The organism is Tolypothrix sp. PCC 7601 (assembly GCF_025677855.1).
Taxonomy (GTDB): domain Bacteria; phylum Cyanobacteriota; class Cyanobacteriia; order Cyanobacteriales; family Nostocaceae; genus Aulosira; species Aulosira diplosiphon.
The window spans coordinates 1,357,706-1,373,656 of sequence record NZ_CP064879.1 but is presented as its reverse complement, the minus strand read 5'-3'; the positions used below and the strand labels follow the sequence as shown (position 1 = coordinate 1,373,656).

At 43.2% G+C, this 15,951-nt stretch carries 12 protein-coding genes; 5 read left to right on the top strand and 7 right to left on the bottom strand.

What is annotated here, in order from left to right; all coding sequences use genetic code 11:
* The first annotated feature begins 140 nt into the window (after positions 1–140).
* Entirely contained in the window at positions 141–1,121 is a 981-nt protein-coding gene (locus HG267_RS05605) for an SDR family NAD(P)-dependent oxidoreductase (RefSeq protein ID WP_045874007.1), read from the top strand.
* Positions 1,122–1,193: 72 nt separating this feature from the next.
* Here HG267_RS05605 and HG267_RS05600 read toward each other — a convergent pair whose 3' ends face one another.
* The 7 genes from HG267_RS05600 to HG267_RS05570 form a co-directional block, all read right to left on the bottom strand.
* Positions 1,194–2,075 carry a universal stress protein gene (locus HG267_RS05600; protein WP_045874006.1) on the bottom strand — a complete coding sequence of 294 codons (882 nt, stop codon included), beginning with the start codon at positions 2,073–2,075 and terminating at the stop codon, positions 1,194–1,196.
* A gap of 136 nt (positions 2,076–2,211) precedes the next feature.
* Positions 2,212–3,993, bottom strand: coding sequence for an ABC transporter ATP-binding protein (locus HG267_RS05595; protein WP_045874005.1), 1,782 nt, complete (start codon positions 3,991–3,993; stop codon positions 2,212–2,214).
* A 153-nt stretch (positions 3,994–4,146) separates the two neighbouring features.
* On the bottom strand, positions 4,147–5,889 hold the full coding sequence (locus HG267_RS05590; protein ID WP_194007883.1) for an ABC transporter ATP-binding protein: 1,743 nt from the start codon (positions 5,887–5,889) through the stop codon (positions 4,147–4,149).
* 624 nt (positions 5,890–6,513) lie between these two features.
* On the bottom strand, positions 6,514–9,417 hold the full coding sequence (locus HG267_RS05585; RefSeq protein ID WP_045874003.1) for a cation-translocating P-type ATPase: 2,904 nt from the start codon (positions 9,415–9,417) through the stop codon (positions 6,514–6,516).
* Between the two features lie 189 nt (positions 9,418–9,606).
* The gene (locus HG267_RS05580) at positions 9,607–10,014 is read right to left on the bottom strand and encodes a beta-lactamase hydrolase domain-containing protein (RefSeq protein ID WP_045874002.1); all 408 of its coding nucleotides are present in this window, start codon (positions 10,012–10,014) and stop codon (positions 9,607–9,609) included.
* 208 nt (positions 10,015–10,222) lie between these two features.
* Complete coding sequence (locus HG267_RS05575) at positions 10,223–10,399, bottom strand: hypothetical protein (protein ID WP_045874001.1); 177 nt, start codon at positions 10,397–10,399, stop codon at positions 10,223–10,225.
* Between the two features lie 105 nt (positions 10,400–10,504).
* Positions 10,505–11,206, bottom strand: coding sequence for a GerMN domain-containing protein (locus HG267_RS05570; protein ID WP_045874149.1), 702 nt, complete (start codon positions 11,204–11,206; stop codon positions 10,505–10,507).
* A gap of 640 nt (positions 11,207–11,846) precedes the next feature.
* On the opposite strand from HG267_RS05570, the gene hoxE reads away from it, so the two are divergent.
* From hoxE to HG267_RS05550, 4 genes are all read left to right on the top strand, one after another.
* A complete protein-coding gene (gene hoxE, locus HG267_RS05565) occupies positions 11,847–12,392 on the top strand; it encodes a bidirectional hydrogenase complex protein HoxE (protein WP_045874000.1) in 546 nt (181 codons plus the stop codon).
* Between the two features lie 3 nt (positions 12,393–12,395).
* A complete protein-coding gene (locus HG267_RS05560) occupies positions 12,396–14,042 on the top strand; it encodes a NuoF family protein (RefSeq protein ID WP_045873999.1) in 1,647 nt (548 codons plus the stop codon).
* A gap of 188 nt (positions 14,043–14,230) precedes the next feature.
* Positions 14,231–14,647 carry a hypothetical protein gene (locus HG267_RS05555; RefSeq protein WP_045873998.1) on the top strand — a complete coding sequence of 139 codons (417 nt, stop codon included), beginning with the start codon at positions 14,231–14,233 and terminating at the stop codon, positions 14,645–14,647.
* Between the two features lie 620 nt (positions 14,648–15,267).
* Positions 15,268–15,945, top strand: a complete 678-nt coding sequence (locus HG267_RS05550; RefSeq protein ID WP_045870556.1) for a glutathione S-transferase family protein — start codon at positions 15,268–15,270, stop codon at positions 15,943–15,945.
* Positions 15,946–15,951 lie beyond the last annotated feature (6 nt).

Here is a 15,951-nt window from a genome sequence, read left to right as displayed (position 1 = left end):
ATTTATATAGCCGTTTGGCACTTATTATTCCCAAAAAACTATGAGACCAACCACACTTAAGAGAAAGGAAGTGTTAGGTTGAAAAATGCTAGTTTGATAAATTAATTTTGTTTAGGTAATTACAAGCAAAGCCAGCAATTATGAAATATCTCCAAGGAAAAGTCACATTAGTCACAGGAGCCACTAGGGGTATTGGTAAGGGAATTGCCATTGGACTAGGTGAAGCAGGCGCAACTGTATACATTACAGGGCGCAGCCTGAATAACTCTAATGCTCAGGATGATATTGGAGGTAATTTAAATGACACCAAATTAGCAGTAGAAGCAGCTGGCGGTGTCTGCATTCCGATTGCAGTCGATCACAGTGATGATGAGCAAGTGCGATCGCTTTTTCAACGCATTGAACAAGAACAAGATGGAAAGCTGGATTTGTTGGTAAATAATGTATTTTCAGGAGTCCCAGCTTTAAGAAAGATTGGTGATCAACCTTTTTGGGATTTTGACGCGAGTCTGTGGGATGCTTGCAACAATGTCGGTTTACGTAGTCACTATGTAGCAAGTATTTTTGCAGCCAGAATGATGGCTAAACGTCAACAAGGATTAATTTGTAATATTTCCTCTTGGGGTGGGCTGTCGTATATTTTTGGTGCAGCCTATGGTGCGGGTAAAGCCGCGTGCGATCGCCTCGCTACGGATATGGCTGTTGAACTAAAACCCTATAATGTGGCTTCAATCTCCCTTTGGCCGGGGATTGTGGGCACAGAACATATTAGCAGCATCGCCGCAGAAATGGCTGACAGCAAATCAACTGACCCGAAAAAATCCATGTTTAGCGATCGCTACAACTGGGAAACACCGCTATTAACAGGACGAGTAATTGCTAAACTAGCCAACGATTCCACAGTAATATCCCGTACAGGGCATGTACATATTGTTGCCGAATTAGCACAGCGATATGGAGTGGTAGATCAAGAAGGAAACCTACCTGTATCACTACGTTCTTTGCGGTTTCTGCTACCTATGGCAATACCACAACTGAGAAAAAATTCCTGGCTGATACCAGATATCAAAGTTCCTTGGTCACTGCTAATCGTGAGTAGCCTCAGTTCCCCGAAAATTTGACCAAAAATATTTAAGTAGGGCGATTTACTTCATCCAAAATCCAAAATCCAAAATCCAAAATCTAAAATCGTATTAGCTTCCTGGGAATGGGAAAAAGATTACAGGATACCAGCTTTGACGCAAGATTTCAGCCGCAAAACTAGAAACCAACCATTCCTGGAGCTTACCTATAGTTTCGGAAGACACAGCAATTGCACTAATATCAGCCATGAAAGCTGTTTCTAAAATCTGATTTACAGGGTTTCCTTCCCGAACTTCTGTTTTGACTTGTAAATTTACTCCTTCCAAATCAGCTTTAATTTGAGATAGAGTTGCTTGCGCCTGCTGTGGCAAAATTTTTGGTGGTCTTTCTTGACGACCACAGTCATCTATTACCCAACAAAGCTGACAATTTTGCAGAGATTGGCCACGCTGTTTCTCTGCTAAATTTTTCACCTGTTTTACCAGATAATTCGCTGATTGAGTATTGTTATAGGGAAGTAGTAAAGAACGGAAAAGGTGCTGACAACGCAGTGTTAATTCTTCGTCAGTATAGGCAGATATTAACTGAGGACGTAAGACTAATAGAGGAATTTTGGTTTGGTGGGATAAGTCAGACATCGTACTTCCCACTAATTTTTCTGTGAATAAGCTGCGACTTTGAGAACCTAAAATAATTAGTTCAGATTGATAAGTTTGCGCTACTTTCAGAATGTTTTCGACTGGTTTTCCTGATTGAACTTCTATTTTTACTTCTACATCTGAATTATGTTCACCAACTGCTGCTGCTAATTGCGTTTGTGCTTCTGCAATTTTCTCAGTATCCACTTTTGGAATAGCGCCTTTTTCCCAAACTGGTACAACGTGCAAAAACACAATTTGCTTGATTCCTGCTAGCCCGAGGCTAGAAACAAAATGTGCCAGACGGTGCAAACCATCAGCAAAATCTGTGGAAATTAAAACTCTTTCAAACATAATAATTTAATACAACGAAGTTTTCTGTATTTTAGTTTTTTAAGACCCTTGCTGGGTTGCTAGATCCCCGACTTCTTTAAGAAGTCGGGGATCTGACCACCACCAACTTCTCACAACTAATGCGGCAGACCACTGGTTATGTAGCAGTTGCACCCAACTGAAGAGCATACAAGTTTGCATAGACACCTTGTTTAGCAATTAGTTCTGCATGAGTTCCCCGTTCGACAATTTGTCCTTGCTGAATGACTAACACCTGGGAAGCCTGAGTTACAGTACTGAGGCGGTGAGCAATGACAAAGCTGGTACGTCCTTGCAGCAAGCGTGCGATCGCACTTTGTACGAGTGCTTCGGTGCGGGTGTCTATACTGCTGGTAGCTTCATCAAGTATCAAAATTCGTGGGTTAATCAACACTGCACGGGCAATACTAATTAGTTGGCGTTGTCCTTGGCTGAGAGGTGCGCCTCGTTCACCTAATTGAGTGGTGTAACCTTGGGGTAATGAGGTGATGAACTCATGCACATTTGCCAGTTGTGCTGCAGCTTCGATATCTGCTTGGGTAGCGTTAGGAACACCAAAGGCAATATTTTCCGCTACAGTACCGCTAAATAAAATATTATCTTGCAGGACAATGCCAATTTGACGGCGCAAACTAGCTTGCGTCACACTCCGCACATCGATTTCATCAATTTTGACTGCGCCATCAGAGACATCATAAAAGCGCAATATCAGGTTAATAATGGTGGTTTTGCCTGAGCCAGTAGGGCCGACTAAGGCGATCATCTGTCCTGGATAAGCGTGTAAATTTACACCTTTTAGTACTAGTTGCTCTGGGTTATAACCAAATTTGACATCCTCAAAAGTTACCTCTCCTTGAATTGGTGGCATTTCAATGGCATCAGGAACATCATTGAGTTGGGATGGTTCATCTAAAAGTAGGAAAATTCGCTCTAATCCGGCAAATGCAGACTGAGCTTGAGTGTAAAACTGACTAAGAATTTGAATAGGACGGAAAAACTGCTGTACATACAGTAAAAAGGATGTCACTACACCCACTGTTGCGCCACCAGTAACAGCTAGATAGCCGCCATAGGCGAGAACACCTGCGGTTGCTAGGGTGTTAAGAAAATCAATCGATGGTAAAAATGCCGCAGTAATTGCCACAGCTTCCACATTGGCATCCCGATTAGCAGCGTTGAGAATGTCAAACTCGGCGATATTAATATGTACGCGGTTAAATGCTTGTGCTTCCCGCACACTACCAATATCTTCTTCCAATTTGGCGGAAAGTTCGCCGATGGTTTGCCTAGTGACACGAAATCTGGCTCTTGCCCAACGAGCAAACAAGCTGGTAGTTAAAATCATTAGTGGTACAACTAGGTTACTCAACAAACCAAGTTGCAGATTGATTGTCAGCATGGCAATCACAATGCCCACCAAACTGAAAATATTACCTAACATTTGGGCGATTGTTTGCCCAAATGCTTGATTGACAGTGTTGACATCATTTAGCAGACGGCTCATCAAATCGCCAGCTTCACTGCGGTCAAAAAAGCTCAGTGGTAAACTCTGAATTTTAATGAAAATATCTTGTCGTAGTTGCGCCAGCAAGCGCTGCATAATCCAGCCAACTCGCATAATTTGACCGCGAATTGCCCAGACACCAAGGCTATAAATTACCCCTAGTAAGGCTAATAGCAAGAGCAATCCCTGCAAATTACCCTGTGCAATTAGGTGATCCACTGACCAGCCAAGTAGAAATGGCCCGATCGCCTGGGTTGATGCACCAATCATGACTAATGTCAAGGCAATGGGAATTTCTTTGCGGTAAGGTCGCAAGTATTGTAAAAAGCGCCGCAAGGTTGAGAGTTGATTAGTTGCTTGTTGTTCAGGCGCAACAACTGGGCCGATACCTCTCATAGCAATTTTAGATTTTAGATTTTGGATTTTAGATTAAAAGTCTTGGCCGTTAGGCTATACAGGAATCTCAAATACTGTCTTCAAAATGGGCATAAGGAAGAGAGATTTTCTGTATACAGTTCATGACTACTGTTGGTATTAATTAGTTAGATATCATTCTTTCTCCTTAGCCTTGACTTGAGATTCCAAAATTGCACCGTAAAGCGGGCTGGTTTGCATTAATTGTTCGTGGGTTCCTTGGGCTACCAACTTTCCTTTATCAATTAACAAAATGCGATCGGCATTCTTGACTGTACTAATGCGTTGAGCCACAACAAAGGTGACACATGCTTTGCGACGCATTAAGTTATCGAGTTCGGCTTGGATTTGCGCTGCTGTTTTGGCATCTACAGCCGAGGTACTGTCATCCAAAATCAGAATACTGTAATCGGTGAGTAGGGTACGAGCGATCGCAATCCGTTGCTTTTGTCCACCCGATAAACCGATACCCCTCTCCCCGACTATTGTCTCGTAGCCATCGGGTAAACCGTCGATGAAATCATGAATTTGGGCAGTTTTTGCGGCTTCAATGACTTCTGCTAATGTGGCGTTGGGTTTAGCGTAAGCGATATTCTCGCGGAGAGTGCCAGAAAATAGCGTGGTTTCTTGAAAAACAATACCAATATGCGCTCTTAAGCTTTTAAGGGTAAAATCTCGCACATCCCGCCCATCAATGCGAATTGCGCCTTTAGTAACATCATAAAAGCGGGGAATCAAGTTCATCACAGTACTTTTACCGGAACCTGTCATTCCCAAAACAGCGATCAGTTCTTTCGGCTTGGTTTCAAAAGAAACATCCTTCAGGGCTTCGGTTGTAGCGCCGGGATAACGGAAAGAGACGTTTTCAAAGGTGATTCTACCACCACAAGTTTTAAACTCAATTGCATCAGAGCGATCGCGAATTTCCACGGCTGCGTCTACCACTTCATAAACTCGCTGTGCTGAAGCCGCAGCTTGTGCGATCGCAGGTGCAGCAAACCCAATTAATAAAATTGGTTGCAATACTAAAACTAAATAGGAGTTAAAAGCTACCAGTTCGCCAATCGAGAACCTTTGACCAATTACTTGCGCTCCCCCATAGCCAAAAACAGCCAGAGTCACTAAATTACTCAGCAAAAAGATAAAGGGGAAGGTATTGTGGATAGCATCAATAGTCCTCATGTTAGCCGTGACGAGGGCATTATTTAGTCCCGTATAACGTGACCTTTCCGCCGACTCGCGCACGAAAGCTTTAACTACCCTAATTCCTACCAGATTTTCTTGTAATACTGCATTCAGATCACCCAGTTGTTGTTGTATCTGACCAAATAATCGGTCATTGCGGCTAATAAATCTGGCCATTAACCATCCTGAGATTGGCACAACTGTTAAGGTAATTAATGCCAATCGCCAGTTCATGATTAGCAGAACTACCGAAATCGTTACCAATGTCACCACTGCACCAATTACCTGAATTAAGCTAGTACCAATAAAGGTGCGGATTTGTTCAATGTCGCTGGTAACCCGAGTTAATAGTTGCGAAGTTTGCGCCTTGTCGTGATAGCTAAAACTGAGATTTTGAATTTTGCTGAAAATCTTATTGCGTAAATCATAGGCTACACCTTGAGAAGCCGCTTCTGCCCAATAGCTTTGTCCAAAATTAAACAAACCCCGCGCGATCGCTGCAACTACCATCCATGCAGCACTATAAAGCACTATTTGTAAATTTTGCTGGATAATACCTCCATCAATTCCCCAGCGAAATAATTGGGGGGTAATTGCATTCGCAACTGTCAAAAGTAAGAGACTTAATAAAGCTCCTAAGGAAATCCATCGATAATTTCTTAAGCTCACCAAAACACGCTGGATGGCTTGCATTGACGAATTTTCTGTGAGTTCTGATTGTGGTAGCAATGGAATTCACCCTTGTATCTTTTAAAGATTATCTCGCATATTGAATACTCATGCTGAGTTTGATTATCTATCAAGGGTGAATCTGACATTGGCTATGAAATTATGTAATTAAATATGTTTGATTATTGATTTTTTTGTAAAATTGCTTAATAGATAAATATTATGTAGCTGGAAATAGTAAATATACAAATTAGAAAAAAGAATGCGACAGATTGTAGGGGCAAGGCATTGCCCATACGTGTCAACTTAAGTTAAAAGCGATATAGGGCGGGCGTTGTACAAATACCTCGCGCCCTCATCCCCTAACCCCTTCTCCCGCAGGAGAAGGGGAACTAAATCTCTTGCTCCCTTCTCCCTGTGGGAGAGGGGCTGGGGGTGAGGGCGAAATCTTGCACAAGAGCGGGTTTCACGTTAAGTTGACACCAATGGGCAGTGCCTTGCCCTTACAATTTATGGCATTCTTTTTTCAATTGGTATAAACTGAATAAAAGCAAGATTTCTATTTTTTTGAGAAACAAATATGAAATTTAAAAGGATAAATGTGAAAAACTTTTATCCTTAATTAATGAAGAAAATTTTCAATTTTATCTAATTTAAGATTTTGTGTTTCCGTCTTTGACGCAGCCAAGTTTTACGTAATTCTTCTGCACCTAATAAAAGTGGCGGACAGATTAACAAAAATAACCATTGCCAAAGTGTCAATGGAGAAGTAGAAAAGATATGCCGCAGAGGAGGAATTTCAATGATGGCGAGAATCAAAGTCCATTCTGTGGCAATTCCCAGCCAGATAAAAGGATTAGAAAAGAATCCTAATCGCAATATAGAAGTACGCTCAGAACGACAAGCAAAAACGTTACCGTCTTGACAAGCAACAATAATTGCTAAAGTCATAGTAGTAGCTTGAGCATAAATCAAGGCGATCGCAGGATCGGCGGTGCGAGAAAGAATTGCTGGTGCGATCGCTTGCAATGATGCCAAGTTGTAACCGTAGCTTTGCCAAACCATGAAGAAGCCAGCCATTCCTAAAGCTGCTTCGATTAATCCTAAGAAACAGTAGGCGCGTAAGAGTAAAGAACGATCCAGCAGTGGTTTCGATTTGGCACGAGGCGGCATCTGCATTGTACCTGCTTCGGCACGTTCAGCACCTAGTGCCAGGGCTGGGATGATATCGGTTCCCAAATCCACAATCAGAATTTGCATAATGATTAACGCTGGCGGGATTTTGAGGGTAACCATCAACAGAAATGGCACCAGTTCGGCAACATTGGATGCCAAAATATAGGTCATGAACTTGCGAATATTCTGATAGACTGAGCGTCCTTGCTCAACTGCGGCGACGATAGTGGCAAAGTTGTCGTCTGTCAGTACAATATCGGCGGCTTCTCTGGCGACATCTGTGCCGTTCAATCCCATCGCAATGCCAATATTCGCCGCACGTAGCGCAGGTGCATCGTTCACGCCATCGCCTGTAACTGCTACTACTTCCCCGATATCTTTATAAGCTTGGACGAGGCGCAGTTTATGTTCTGGTGACATCCGCGCAAACACTAAGCCTGTACGATATTTAACAATTTGCCGCAGTTGGGCATCGGAGATATGTCCCATGCCTTCACCAGTAACGACGCGCACCTTATCAGCTAGCAAACCAATATTGCGGGCGATCGCTTCCGCAGTCAAGCCATAATCGCCAGTTACCATTGTGACTTTAATCCCAGCTTGATGACATTTAGCGATCGCATCGGCTACCTCTTCTCGAGGCGGATCGAACATAGCCACCAAGCCAATAAAAATCAAGTTTTGCTCTAGATCCTGGGCTTTGAGATCCAGCAACTCTTGGCTACCCCGGCGCGCCGCCAATCCCAAAACGCGAAATCCTTGCCTTGCTAAATCATCATTAGCTTGGACAACATCATCCCAAGCCTCGTGGGTTAATTCCTGTACGGTGCCATCATGCAGAATTGTATGGCAATGCTTCAAAACTTCTAGAGGCGCACCTTTAGTAAATGCTAAATAGGGCAATTCATCTTGCCATAACTCCGCAGCTTGCCAATTTAGCACCACCGTCATCATCCGACGGCGAGAATCGAAGGGAATCTCGCGCAACCGTGGTAACTGCTGTTGTAAATTTTCTAAATTCAGTCCCGCTTTAGCAGCTACTACTAGCAAGGCTGCTTCCGTTGGATCGCCAATTTCTTGCCAACGGCTAGGGGCTGTCAGGTGAATTAGGCGGGCGTTAGAACAAAGGGCAGAACCGATGAGTAAAAGATTGGCTTTCCAGGCGACGGCGGTATCTGATGGTAATCTCACTTTACCAACTGTGGGATCGTAACCTGCACCTGTGACCTCAATTAAAGCCTGGGAACTAGAAGGATGAGACTCTTCGGGTAACCAGAGATAGCGCACCGTCATTTCATTTTTTGTTAGCGTCCCTGTCTTATCGGTGCAAATCACAGTGGTAGCGCTGAGGGTTTCCACAGATGACAGCCGCCTGACTAGGGCATTGCGCCTGGCCATGCGTCGGACACCAATCGCCAAGGATAAAGTGACAGTTGGTAATAATCCTTCTGGCACGAGTGCCACAATAATCCCGATCGCAAAAATAAAACTTTCTTTAACCTCTATCCCCACCAAAAAATACGCCAGCAAGAAAACAATAATTCCCATGCTGACAGCGATCGCAGTGATCATCCGCACAATATAAGCCACCTGGACTTCTAAGGTGCTGGGTTCCCGCTTGACGACTGTTGTTAAATGGGCAACCTGTCCAAATTCTGTTTGGGCACCCGTAGCATAAACCACCGCCACAGCACGCCCGGCGGCGACAGTGGAACCCGCTAACACTAAATTGGCGATTTCCGAGGGATTCACCTTTTCTTGCATCGGTTGCTCGCCTGGACGTAGCAAAGTTTTACCACCGCGAATCGGTACAGCTTCCCGCAACCTGACTGGGTAAGCATTCCGCGCTACGGGTAAAGACTCCCCTGTCATCACCGACACATCCAAATACAAGTTATCAGCAGATATCAGACGTGCATCAGCAGAAATGCGATCGCCTTCTTCTAACTGCATCACATCACCACGCACCAACTCTCGCGCTGGGATTTGCTTCAGTTCCCCATCTCGATACACTTTCACCTGCATCGGCAATACTTTTTTTAAAGCCGATAGCGCTTGTTCTGCTTGAAACTCTTGCCAAAAACTAAAGATAGCGTTAATCCAGATTACCGCCCAAATTGCCCAGCCGAGTTCCGGTGTCCGCGAAATAAACGCTAAAATACCCGCCACCCAGAGCAGTAAAGCCATGAAATGAGTTAGTTGATCAGTAAAACGCAGCCACAGGGGACGATGAGCTGGTTCTGGTAACTCATTTGCGCCGAATTGTACAAATCTTGCTTGAGCTTCATCTGCCGATAAGCCATTGGTAGCGCTCCCTAGTGACTCATAGACCTCTTCAACCGATAATGCCCAGATAGGCTGATGAGACGATGCCATGATCTTGTTCGGTGTTGGGTTATTAAGAAAGGCAGAACTTAAGTGCCAACTGTCAATATAATTCGTAATTCGTAATTAATTATCCCATGACTTCATTTGAGGAATAATTAATTATTGAAAAAGGTTGTACAGATAAAGTAAATTTCACGCCCATGCATGAAAAATCAAACTTTAACTGTAGATTGTTGCTCACAATTTTACCTTGATGGCATCATCTAATAAACCCAAGTTTTCGGCTTGTTTAAAGGCTTGTTCTAAAGACATACCTTGTCTGGTAGCCAAATACATTAATACCATTGCGATCGCCCGCACAGAGCTATCACAATGTATTACAGTAGGTTTGGGTAGTTCAACAATTTTTTGAAATACCTGTACTGTATTTGCAGAATTAATTTCTGTCAGTTTTATTGGCAGATTAGTATAATGTAATCCTAGCAACTGAGCGTAAAGCTGCTCGCTGCTTTGAAAACCCATTTCGTCAGGCGATCGCAAATTCAGTACAGACTTATAGCCCTCATCAGCAAGTCTTTTTAATTCTGCGGAGTCAATTTGTCCGGCAATAGTTAATTCGTTATTAATTTTTCTGATTGTTTCCATCCCTCCCTCCTCCCAAGCGGTGAATAATGAATTAAAGAAGTGTAATGTAAGTCTGGTAAATCACCCTAAATTGCTAAATAAAATTACCACACCAAAACGTTGCTTTCTTAACCCTAAGCTTGAGCTTTGTAAAGTAGAATGCAAGTTGTTTTTGTGTGGTAAATTTCAGCAACATAAAATTTATCCTTTAATTCATTTCACCAAGAAATTAAAAATGTTTTTCTTCAGGAGGATCGCCTTCGTATGGTTGTACTCCTGTGGCTGGGTAATTATCGTTACTTGGTGTAAAAGCTCTAGCTGCTCCAGTATAGATATAGCGAATCACTTGTTGTGGAACTTCGATAATCGCCTGTAAGATTTGCCCAATTTTAGTTGTAGTAGACATAATTTTTTATCCAGAGTACAAAAAAGTTATTTAACTCAGAGAATGAAATTGAAAGTATCTATATCAAAGATAGTAATTGTTTAAGATACTTTTATCCTTCATTCTTCATCTTTCAATAGAAAACTCTTCAGTGAATTCTTTACGAGTTAGAGGTGCTTTTAGAGTGATACCTTCACCACCAAGGGGATAATTTTCATTCAGTAGCTTGCCATCTACGGAAATAAAAACTTGAGCATTAGGTTCTAGACTGCTGGCTGTATACAAAACTTGAGCAACTCGATAAACCATTGAACTAGTACCACCTCCAGAGGCAAATTCACCTGACAGGTTGACATAAATTCCTGTGGGGGTGATTTGCAACCCTAATAACTTTGTATTAGCAGGAATTGTTGTACTCAAGTTATTAGTTTGAGGATTGGTAAACATATTATTTAGTGCTGCTTTTAAAGCCACTTCTTTAGAAGCTTTATATTGAACAGTAACCAATTGCGGCACTAAATATATTTTTGTACCTTCAACTTTTACCCAATAAGTTTGAGGTTGTAATTGTATTACGGCTGGTTGGAATTTTGGCGCTGATTTTACTGCTGGTTTAGTAACTGTTGCTTGCTTTTGTGGTGGCGAAACTACACCGGGCGGAACCTGTGAAACCGGAGAATTATCTAATTGGGAAGAATTAGTTGGTGAATTGGCAGGTTTTGTTGTTTGCCAAGCCCACAAACCACTTCCTCCAACTACCATGAGCAGAAGTAGCATAAAACCAATTAGGTATTCATGTTGAACAGAATCATGATGTTGGTTTCTCATAGCTAGCTCCTGCAAACTGATTGATTTAAAGAATTTTTGCAATAGCAATCCTCTAGCTACCCAAGAATCCAAAATTTATATGTTTAGCATTTTGAATTTTGAATTCCCATCTCTGGCGTAGCTCAAGGAGTTATACAATCTCGGCTTTACTTTCAAGGTAAGGAAAGAATTTGAGGAACTTGTGAGGATTGGGGATCGGGGATTGGGGATTGGGGATTGGGGACTGGGGATCGGGGATTGGGGATGAGGGAGATGAGGGAGATGAGGGAGATGAGGAGGATGAGGGGAAATAACAAACACCAAATCCCAAACACCAATTAACAATTATTGACACTTCCCATTACCCATTAAGTGGTTACGCAAAATGATTCATGTCATTGCGTTCGCGCAGCGTCTCTTAAAGAAGGCTTTACGCTTCATTCTCAATGACAAATGTATATTGTTGCGTTAGTACTTACCCAGTCCCTAGTCCCTAGTCCCCAATCCCCAATCCCCAGTCCCCAATCCCCAGTCCCCAGTCCCCAGTCCCCCATCCTCACAAGTTCCTCAAATTATTCCCATATAACTTCACTGTCAGGCTAAGAGCAGCTTGACACGGTAGCGGAAGCTATATAGAACTTCTAAAAAAAGGCTCAAATTTATGAATTCAGCATCTGCTGCTCAACCGAAAAACAGTAAAACAGCATCTTCAGCAACACACGCTAGTGGTGATAAACGCTTTAAGATGCTGGATGCAACTATTAAACGCTATCAGTATCAACAAGATGCACTCATTGAGATTCTGCATAAAGCGCAGGAACTTTTTGGCTATTTAGAAACCGATGTATTAATTTACGTTGCCCAAAGTTTAAAATTGCCACCTAGCCGAGTGTATGGTGTTGCGACTTTTTATCATTTATTTTCATTAGCACCAAGTGGCGCACATAGTTGTGTGATTTGTACGGGTACGGCTTGTTACGTCAAAGGCGCGCAAGCAATTTTGACAGAGTTAGAAAAATCTGACAACATTCGCGCAGGTGAAACCACACCTGATGGACAAGTTTCATTGTTAACTGCAAGGTGTCTAGGTGCTTGTGGAATTGCACCCGCTGTAGTTTTTGATGGCGCTGTCTTAGGAAATCAAACTGCTGAATCAGTACATGAATGGATACACCACTGCACCGCAGAAAGCACAAAGGAAGGCTAAAAGATGGATCTAGCTGAATTAGTTGAAATTGCCCAGAAAGAACGTGCTTCTGAGAAACCAGTGCAAGTTCGCTGTTGTATGGCGGCGGGTTGTCTGTCTGCTAATTCCGAAGCTGTCAAGAAAAGTTTGGATGCAGCTGTGACAGCTGCAGGTTTAGAAGAACAAGTGCAAGTAACTGGCGTTGGTTGTATGCGCTTGTGCTGTCAAGGGCCATTAGTGGAAGTTAAGGGAGAAATTAAACAATCTTCTGTTGAGAAACCAGTTGCAGAAGAAACCCTCGGTACGCTTTACGAAAAAGTTGCGCCAGCAGATGCACCTTCGATTATTGGCACTTTAACTGGTGGCGAAACCACAGTACAAAAAGGTGACTTAGCGCAGCCATTTTTTACCTATCAAATGCCAATTGTTTTAGAAAACAGTGGCAAAGTCGATCCCGAACGCATTCAATCTTATATTGCGGCTAAGGGTTATCAAGCGCTTTATCACGTACTGCGGGAGAAAACTCCAGCAGATGTCATCGATACCATTACTCACAGTGGTTTGCGGGGTAGAGGTGGTGCTGGTTATCCCACAGGGGTGAAATGGGCAACAGTCGCCAAAGCTAAGGGCGATCGCAAATTTGTAATTTGCAACGCCGATGAGGGAGATCCTGGTGCATTCATGGATCGCAGCATTTTAGAAAGCGATCCCCATCGTGTTTTAGAAGGAATGGCGATCGCAGCTTATGCTGTTGGTGCAGAGCAAGGATACATCTACGTGCGCGCTGAATATCCTACTGCCATTAACCGCTTGCAAATTGCTATTCGCCAAGCCCAACGTTTGGGTATTTTAGGCACTCAAATTTTTGACTCCCGCTTTGATTTTAAAGTTGATATCCGCATTGGTGCAGGTGCTTATGTTTGCGGTGAAGAAACCGCATTAATGGCATCTATTGAAGGTAAACGCGGTATGCCAGAACCTCGTCCTCCCTATCCGGCTGAGTCTGGGTTGTGGGGATATCCCACTTTAATTAACAACGTCGAAACCTACGCCAATATTTCACCAATTATTCGCAAAGGTGCTGAGTGGTTCGCCAGCATCGGTACAGAAAAGAGCAAAGGAACAAAAGTTTTTGCCCTTGCTGGTCAAATTACTAACACTGGTTTAATCGAAGTACCGATGGGAACGCCATTAGAACTAATTGTAGAAACAATGGGCGGTGGCGTACCCAATGGCGGTATAGTCAAAGCCGTACAAACAGGCGGCCCTTCCGGCGGATGTATCCCCGCATCAGCTTTTAATAGTCCGGTAGATTATGAATCACTTGCTCAACTAGGTTCAATGATGGGTTCTGGTGGCATGATCGTCATGGATCAAACCACTAACATGGTTGATGTTGCCCGTTTCTTCATGGAATTCTGCATGGATGAATCCTGCGGTAAATGCATTCCTTGTCGGGTGGGAACTGTGCAACTACACCACTTATTAACCAAGATTAGCGAAGGCAAAGCCTCCATGACTGACTTAGCCTTGCTAGAAGAACTCTGTGAAACAGTGAAATTTACCAGCCTATGTGGTTTGGGACAGTCAGCACCCAATCCAGTATTCAGTACATTACGTTATTTCAAAGAAGAGTATTTAGCATTAATTAAACAAGGGACAAAAGTTTAATTGTAGAGACGCGATGAATCGCGTCTCTACAAGAGTCAAGAGCGACAGATGGGTAGGGCACGGCATACACAATCTTTGGCATATCAAATATCTTATTGGTGCCGTGCCCCTACAAAGAATTTATCTATCTTAATTTCATAATTACGAATTACGAATTACGAATTGATATTACTTTAGAGGTAAACAATATGATTTTCCTCAAAAGCATTATTGTTTGGCTAGTGTTTATCCTTGCCGAAAGCGTGAATGGTACTATTCGTACTTTCTGGCTTGTACCATCCTTAGGTGACTTTTGGGCACATCAAATATCATTTTTCACTGGGTCGATTTTAGTTGTGGCGATCGCAACTCTTTTCGTGAAATGGCTTCATGCAACCCGCACCTCTCAATTGCTCAACATTGGGATACTGTGGATGTTACTAACTCTGAGCTTTGAGATTGGCTTAGGACGCTTTGTTTTAGGCTATTCTTGGCAGCAAATCGCCGCTGACTACAACTTATTAAATGGTGGATTAATGCCCATTGGTTTAGTTCTCTTAATATTAGCCCCATTAATCGCTGCAAAAATTCGCGGTGTTGCACTCAACAATAATCAAACTGCTTAGGGTGGATTGTAGGGGCACGGCATTGCCCATACGTGTCAACTTAAGCTTAAAGCTATATAGGGCGGGCGTTGTACAAAAACTTTCGCCCTCATCCCCTAACCCCTTCTCCTGGGGGAGAAGGGGAATTAAATCTCTTGCTCCCCTCTCCCGCCGGGAGAGGGGTTGGGGGTGAGGGCGAAACCTTGCACAAGAGCGGGTTTCACGTTAAGTTGACACCACTGGGCATTGCCTTGCCCTCTAGAATATTGGTGTTTCGCTAACATTAATTCTCATCGTTCGCGTAATCGATTCTGAAAATAAAGAATTCATCAAAATGGTTAAAAGGCTTACAACAAAAGGATTAATCGCATCAAACTTTTATCCATATACCCTTTAGAGGCGTGGTTAGTTCACAGTGCGATGACGGTGCGATCGCACCGATACATTCAGATTCCTACTGAAATCTTTGAGGGAAATCGGGTAAGTGTAAGCTTTCTATTCTGATTACCAAAACCAAAGCTATATATAGTAGGAATTTCATGGTTTTTTGGGAATTAATTATTTCCGATTTGGATTACGCGAATGGTGAGTTAATTTGATTTAGTATTAGTTTCACACTGTACTGCTAAGAGAATAATTTGATGCTCACTGTCCACCATTTAAACAATTCGCGCTCTCAGCGTATACTCTGGCTGCTGGAGGAACTCGGCATAGAGTACGAAATCAAGCGCTATGAACGCGATCCAAAAACTATGCTGGCTCCAGCATCGCTACGCCAGGTGCATCCACTCGGCAAGTCGCCAGTGATTACCGACGGTGCGCTCACTCTAGCGGAATCTGGTGCCATCATTGAGTATTTGGTGGAACGGTACGGTAATGGTAGGCTGATTCCTCCGACGGATACGCCAGAACGACTACGCTATACCTACTGGCTGCATTATGCAGAAGGTTCAGCGATGCCATTGCTGGTGTTTCAGCTGATTTTTGATCGCATCGAGCATGAGCCAATGCCATTTTTTGCTAGGCCCATAGCCAGAGCGATCGCAGGACGTGTCAAAAGTTCTTTTCTAGGGCCACAGATAGCGCAGCACCTAGATTACCTAGAAGCGGAACTGCAAAAAAGCACGTGGTTTGCTGGCAATGAATTCACTGCTGCAGATATCCAAGTCAGCTTTCCCCTAGAAGCGGCTAATGCACTAGGACGGCTAAATGCTAGCCGCCCTCATCTTATGGAATTTTTGGAGCGGATTCACGCACGACCAGCTTATCAGCGCGCCCTTGAACGTGGCGGTACTTACGAGCTTCTGAGGTCAGCGTAATTCTGG

Excerpts from the sequence above, each read along its gene's own strand:
- HG267_RS05605 (WP_045874007.1), top strand. The coding sequence starts at position 141 with ATGAAATATCTCCAAGGAAAAGTCACATTAGTCACAGGAGCCACTAGG.
- HG267_RS05600 (WP_045874006.1), bottom strand. The coding sequence starts at position 2,075 with ATGTTTGAAAGAGTTTTAATTTCCACAGATTTTGCTGATGGTTTGCAC.
- HG267_RS05595 (WP_045874005.1), bottom strand. The coding sequence starts at position 3,993 with ATGAGAGGTATCGGCCCAGTTGTTGCGCCTGAACAACAAGCAACTAAT.
- HG267_RS05590 (WP_194007883.1), bottom strand. The coding sequence starts at position 5,889 with ATGCAAGCCATCCAGCGTGTTTTGGTGAGCTTAAGAAATTATCGATGG.
- HG267_RS05585 (WP_045874003.1), bottom strand. The coding sequence starts at position 9,417 with ATGGCATCGTCTCATCAGCCTATCTGGGCATTATCGGTTGAAGAGGTC.
- HG267_RS05580 (WP_045874002.1), bottom strand. The coding sequence starts at position 10,014 with ATGGAAACAATCAGAAAAATTAATAACGAATTAACTATTGCCGGACAA.
- HG267_RS05575 (WP_045874001.1), bottom strand. The coding sequence starts at position 10,399 with ATGTCTACTACAACTAAAATTGGGCAAATCTTACAGGCGATTATCGAA.
- HG267_RS05570 (WP_045874149.1), bottom strand. The coding sequence starts at position 11,206 with ATGAGAAACCAACATCATGATTCTGTTCAACATGAATACCTAATTGGT.
- hoxE (WP_045874000.1), top strand. The coding sequence starts at position 11,847 with ATGAATTCAGCATCTGCTGCTCAACCGAAAAACAGTAAAACAGCATCT.
- HG267_RS05560 (WP_045873999.1), top strand. The coding sequence starts at position 12,396 with ATGGATCTAGCTGAATTAGTTGAAATTGCCCAGAAAGAACGTGCTTCT.
- HG267_RS05555 (WP_045873998.1), top strand. The coding sequence starts at position 14,231 with ATGATTTTCCTCAAAAGCATTATTGTTTGGCTAGTGTTTATCCTTGCC.
- HG267_RS05550 (WP_045870556.1), top strand. The coding sequence starts at position 15,268 with ATGCTCACTGTCCACCATTTAAACAATTCGCGCTCTCAGCGTATACTC.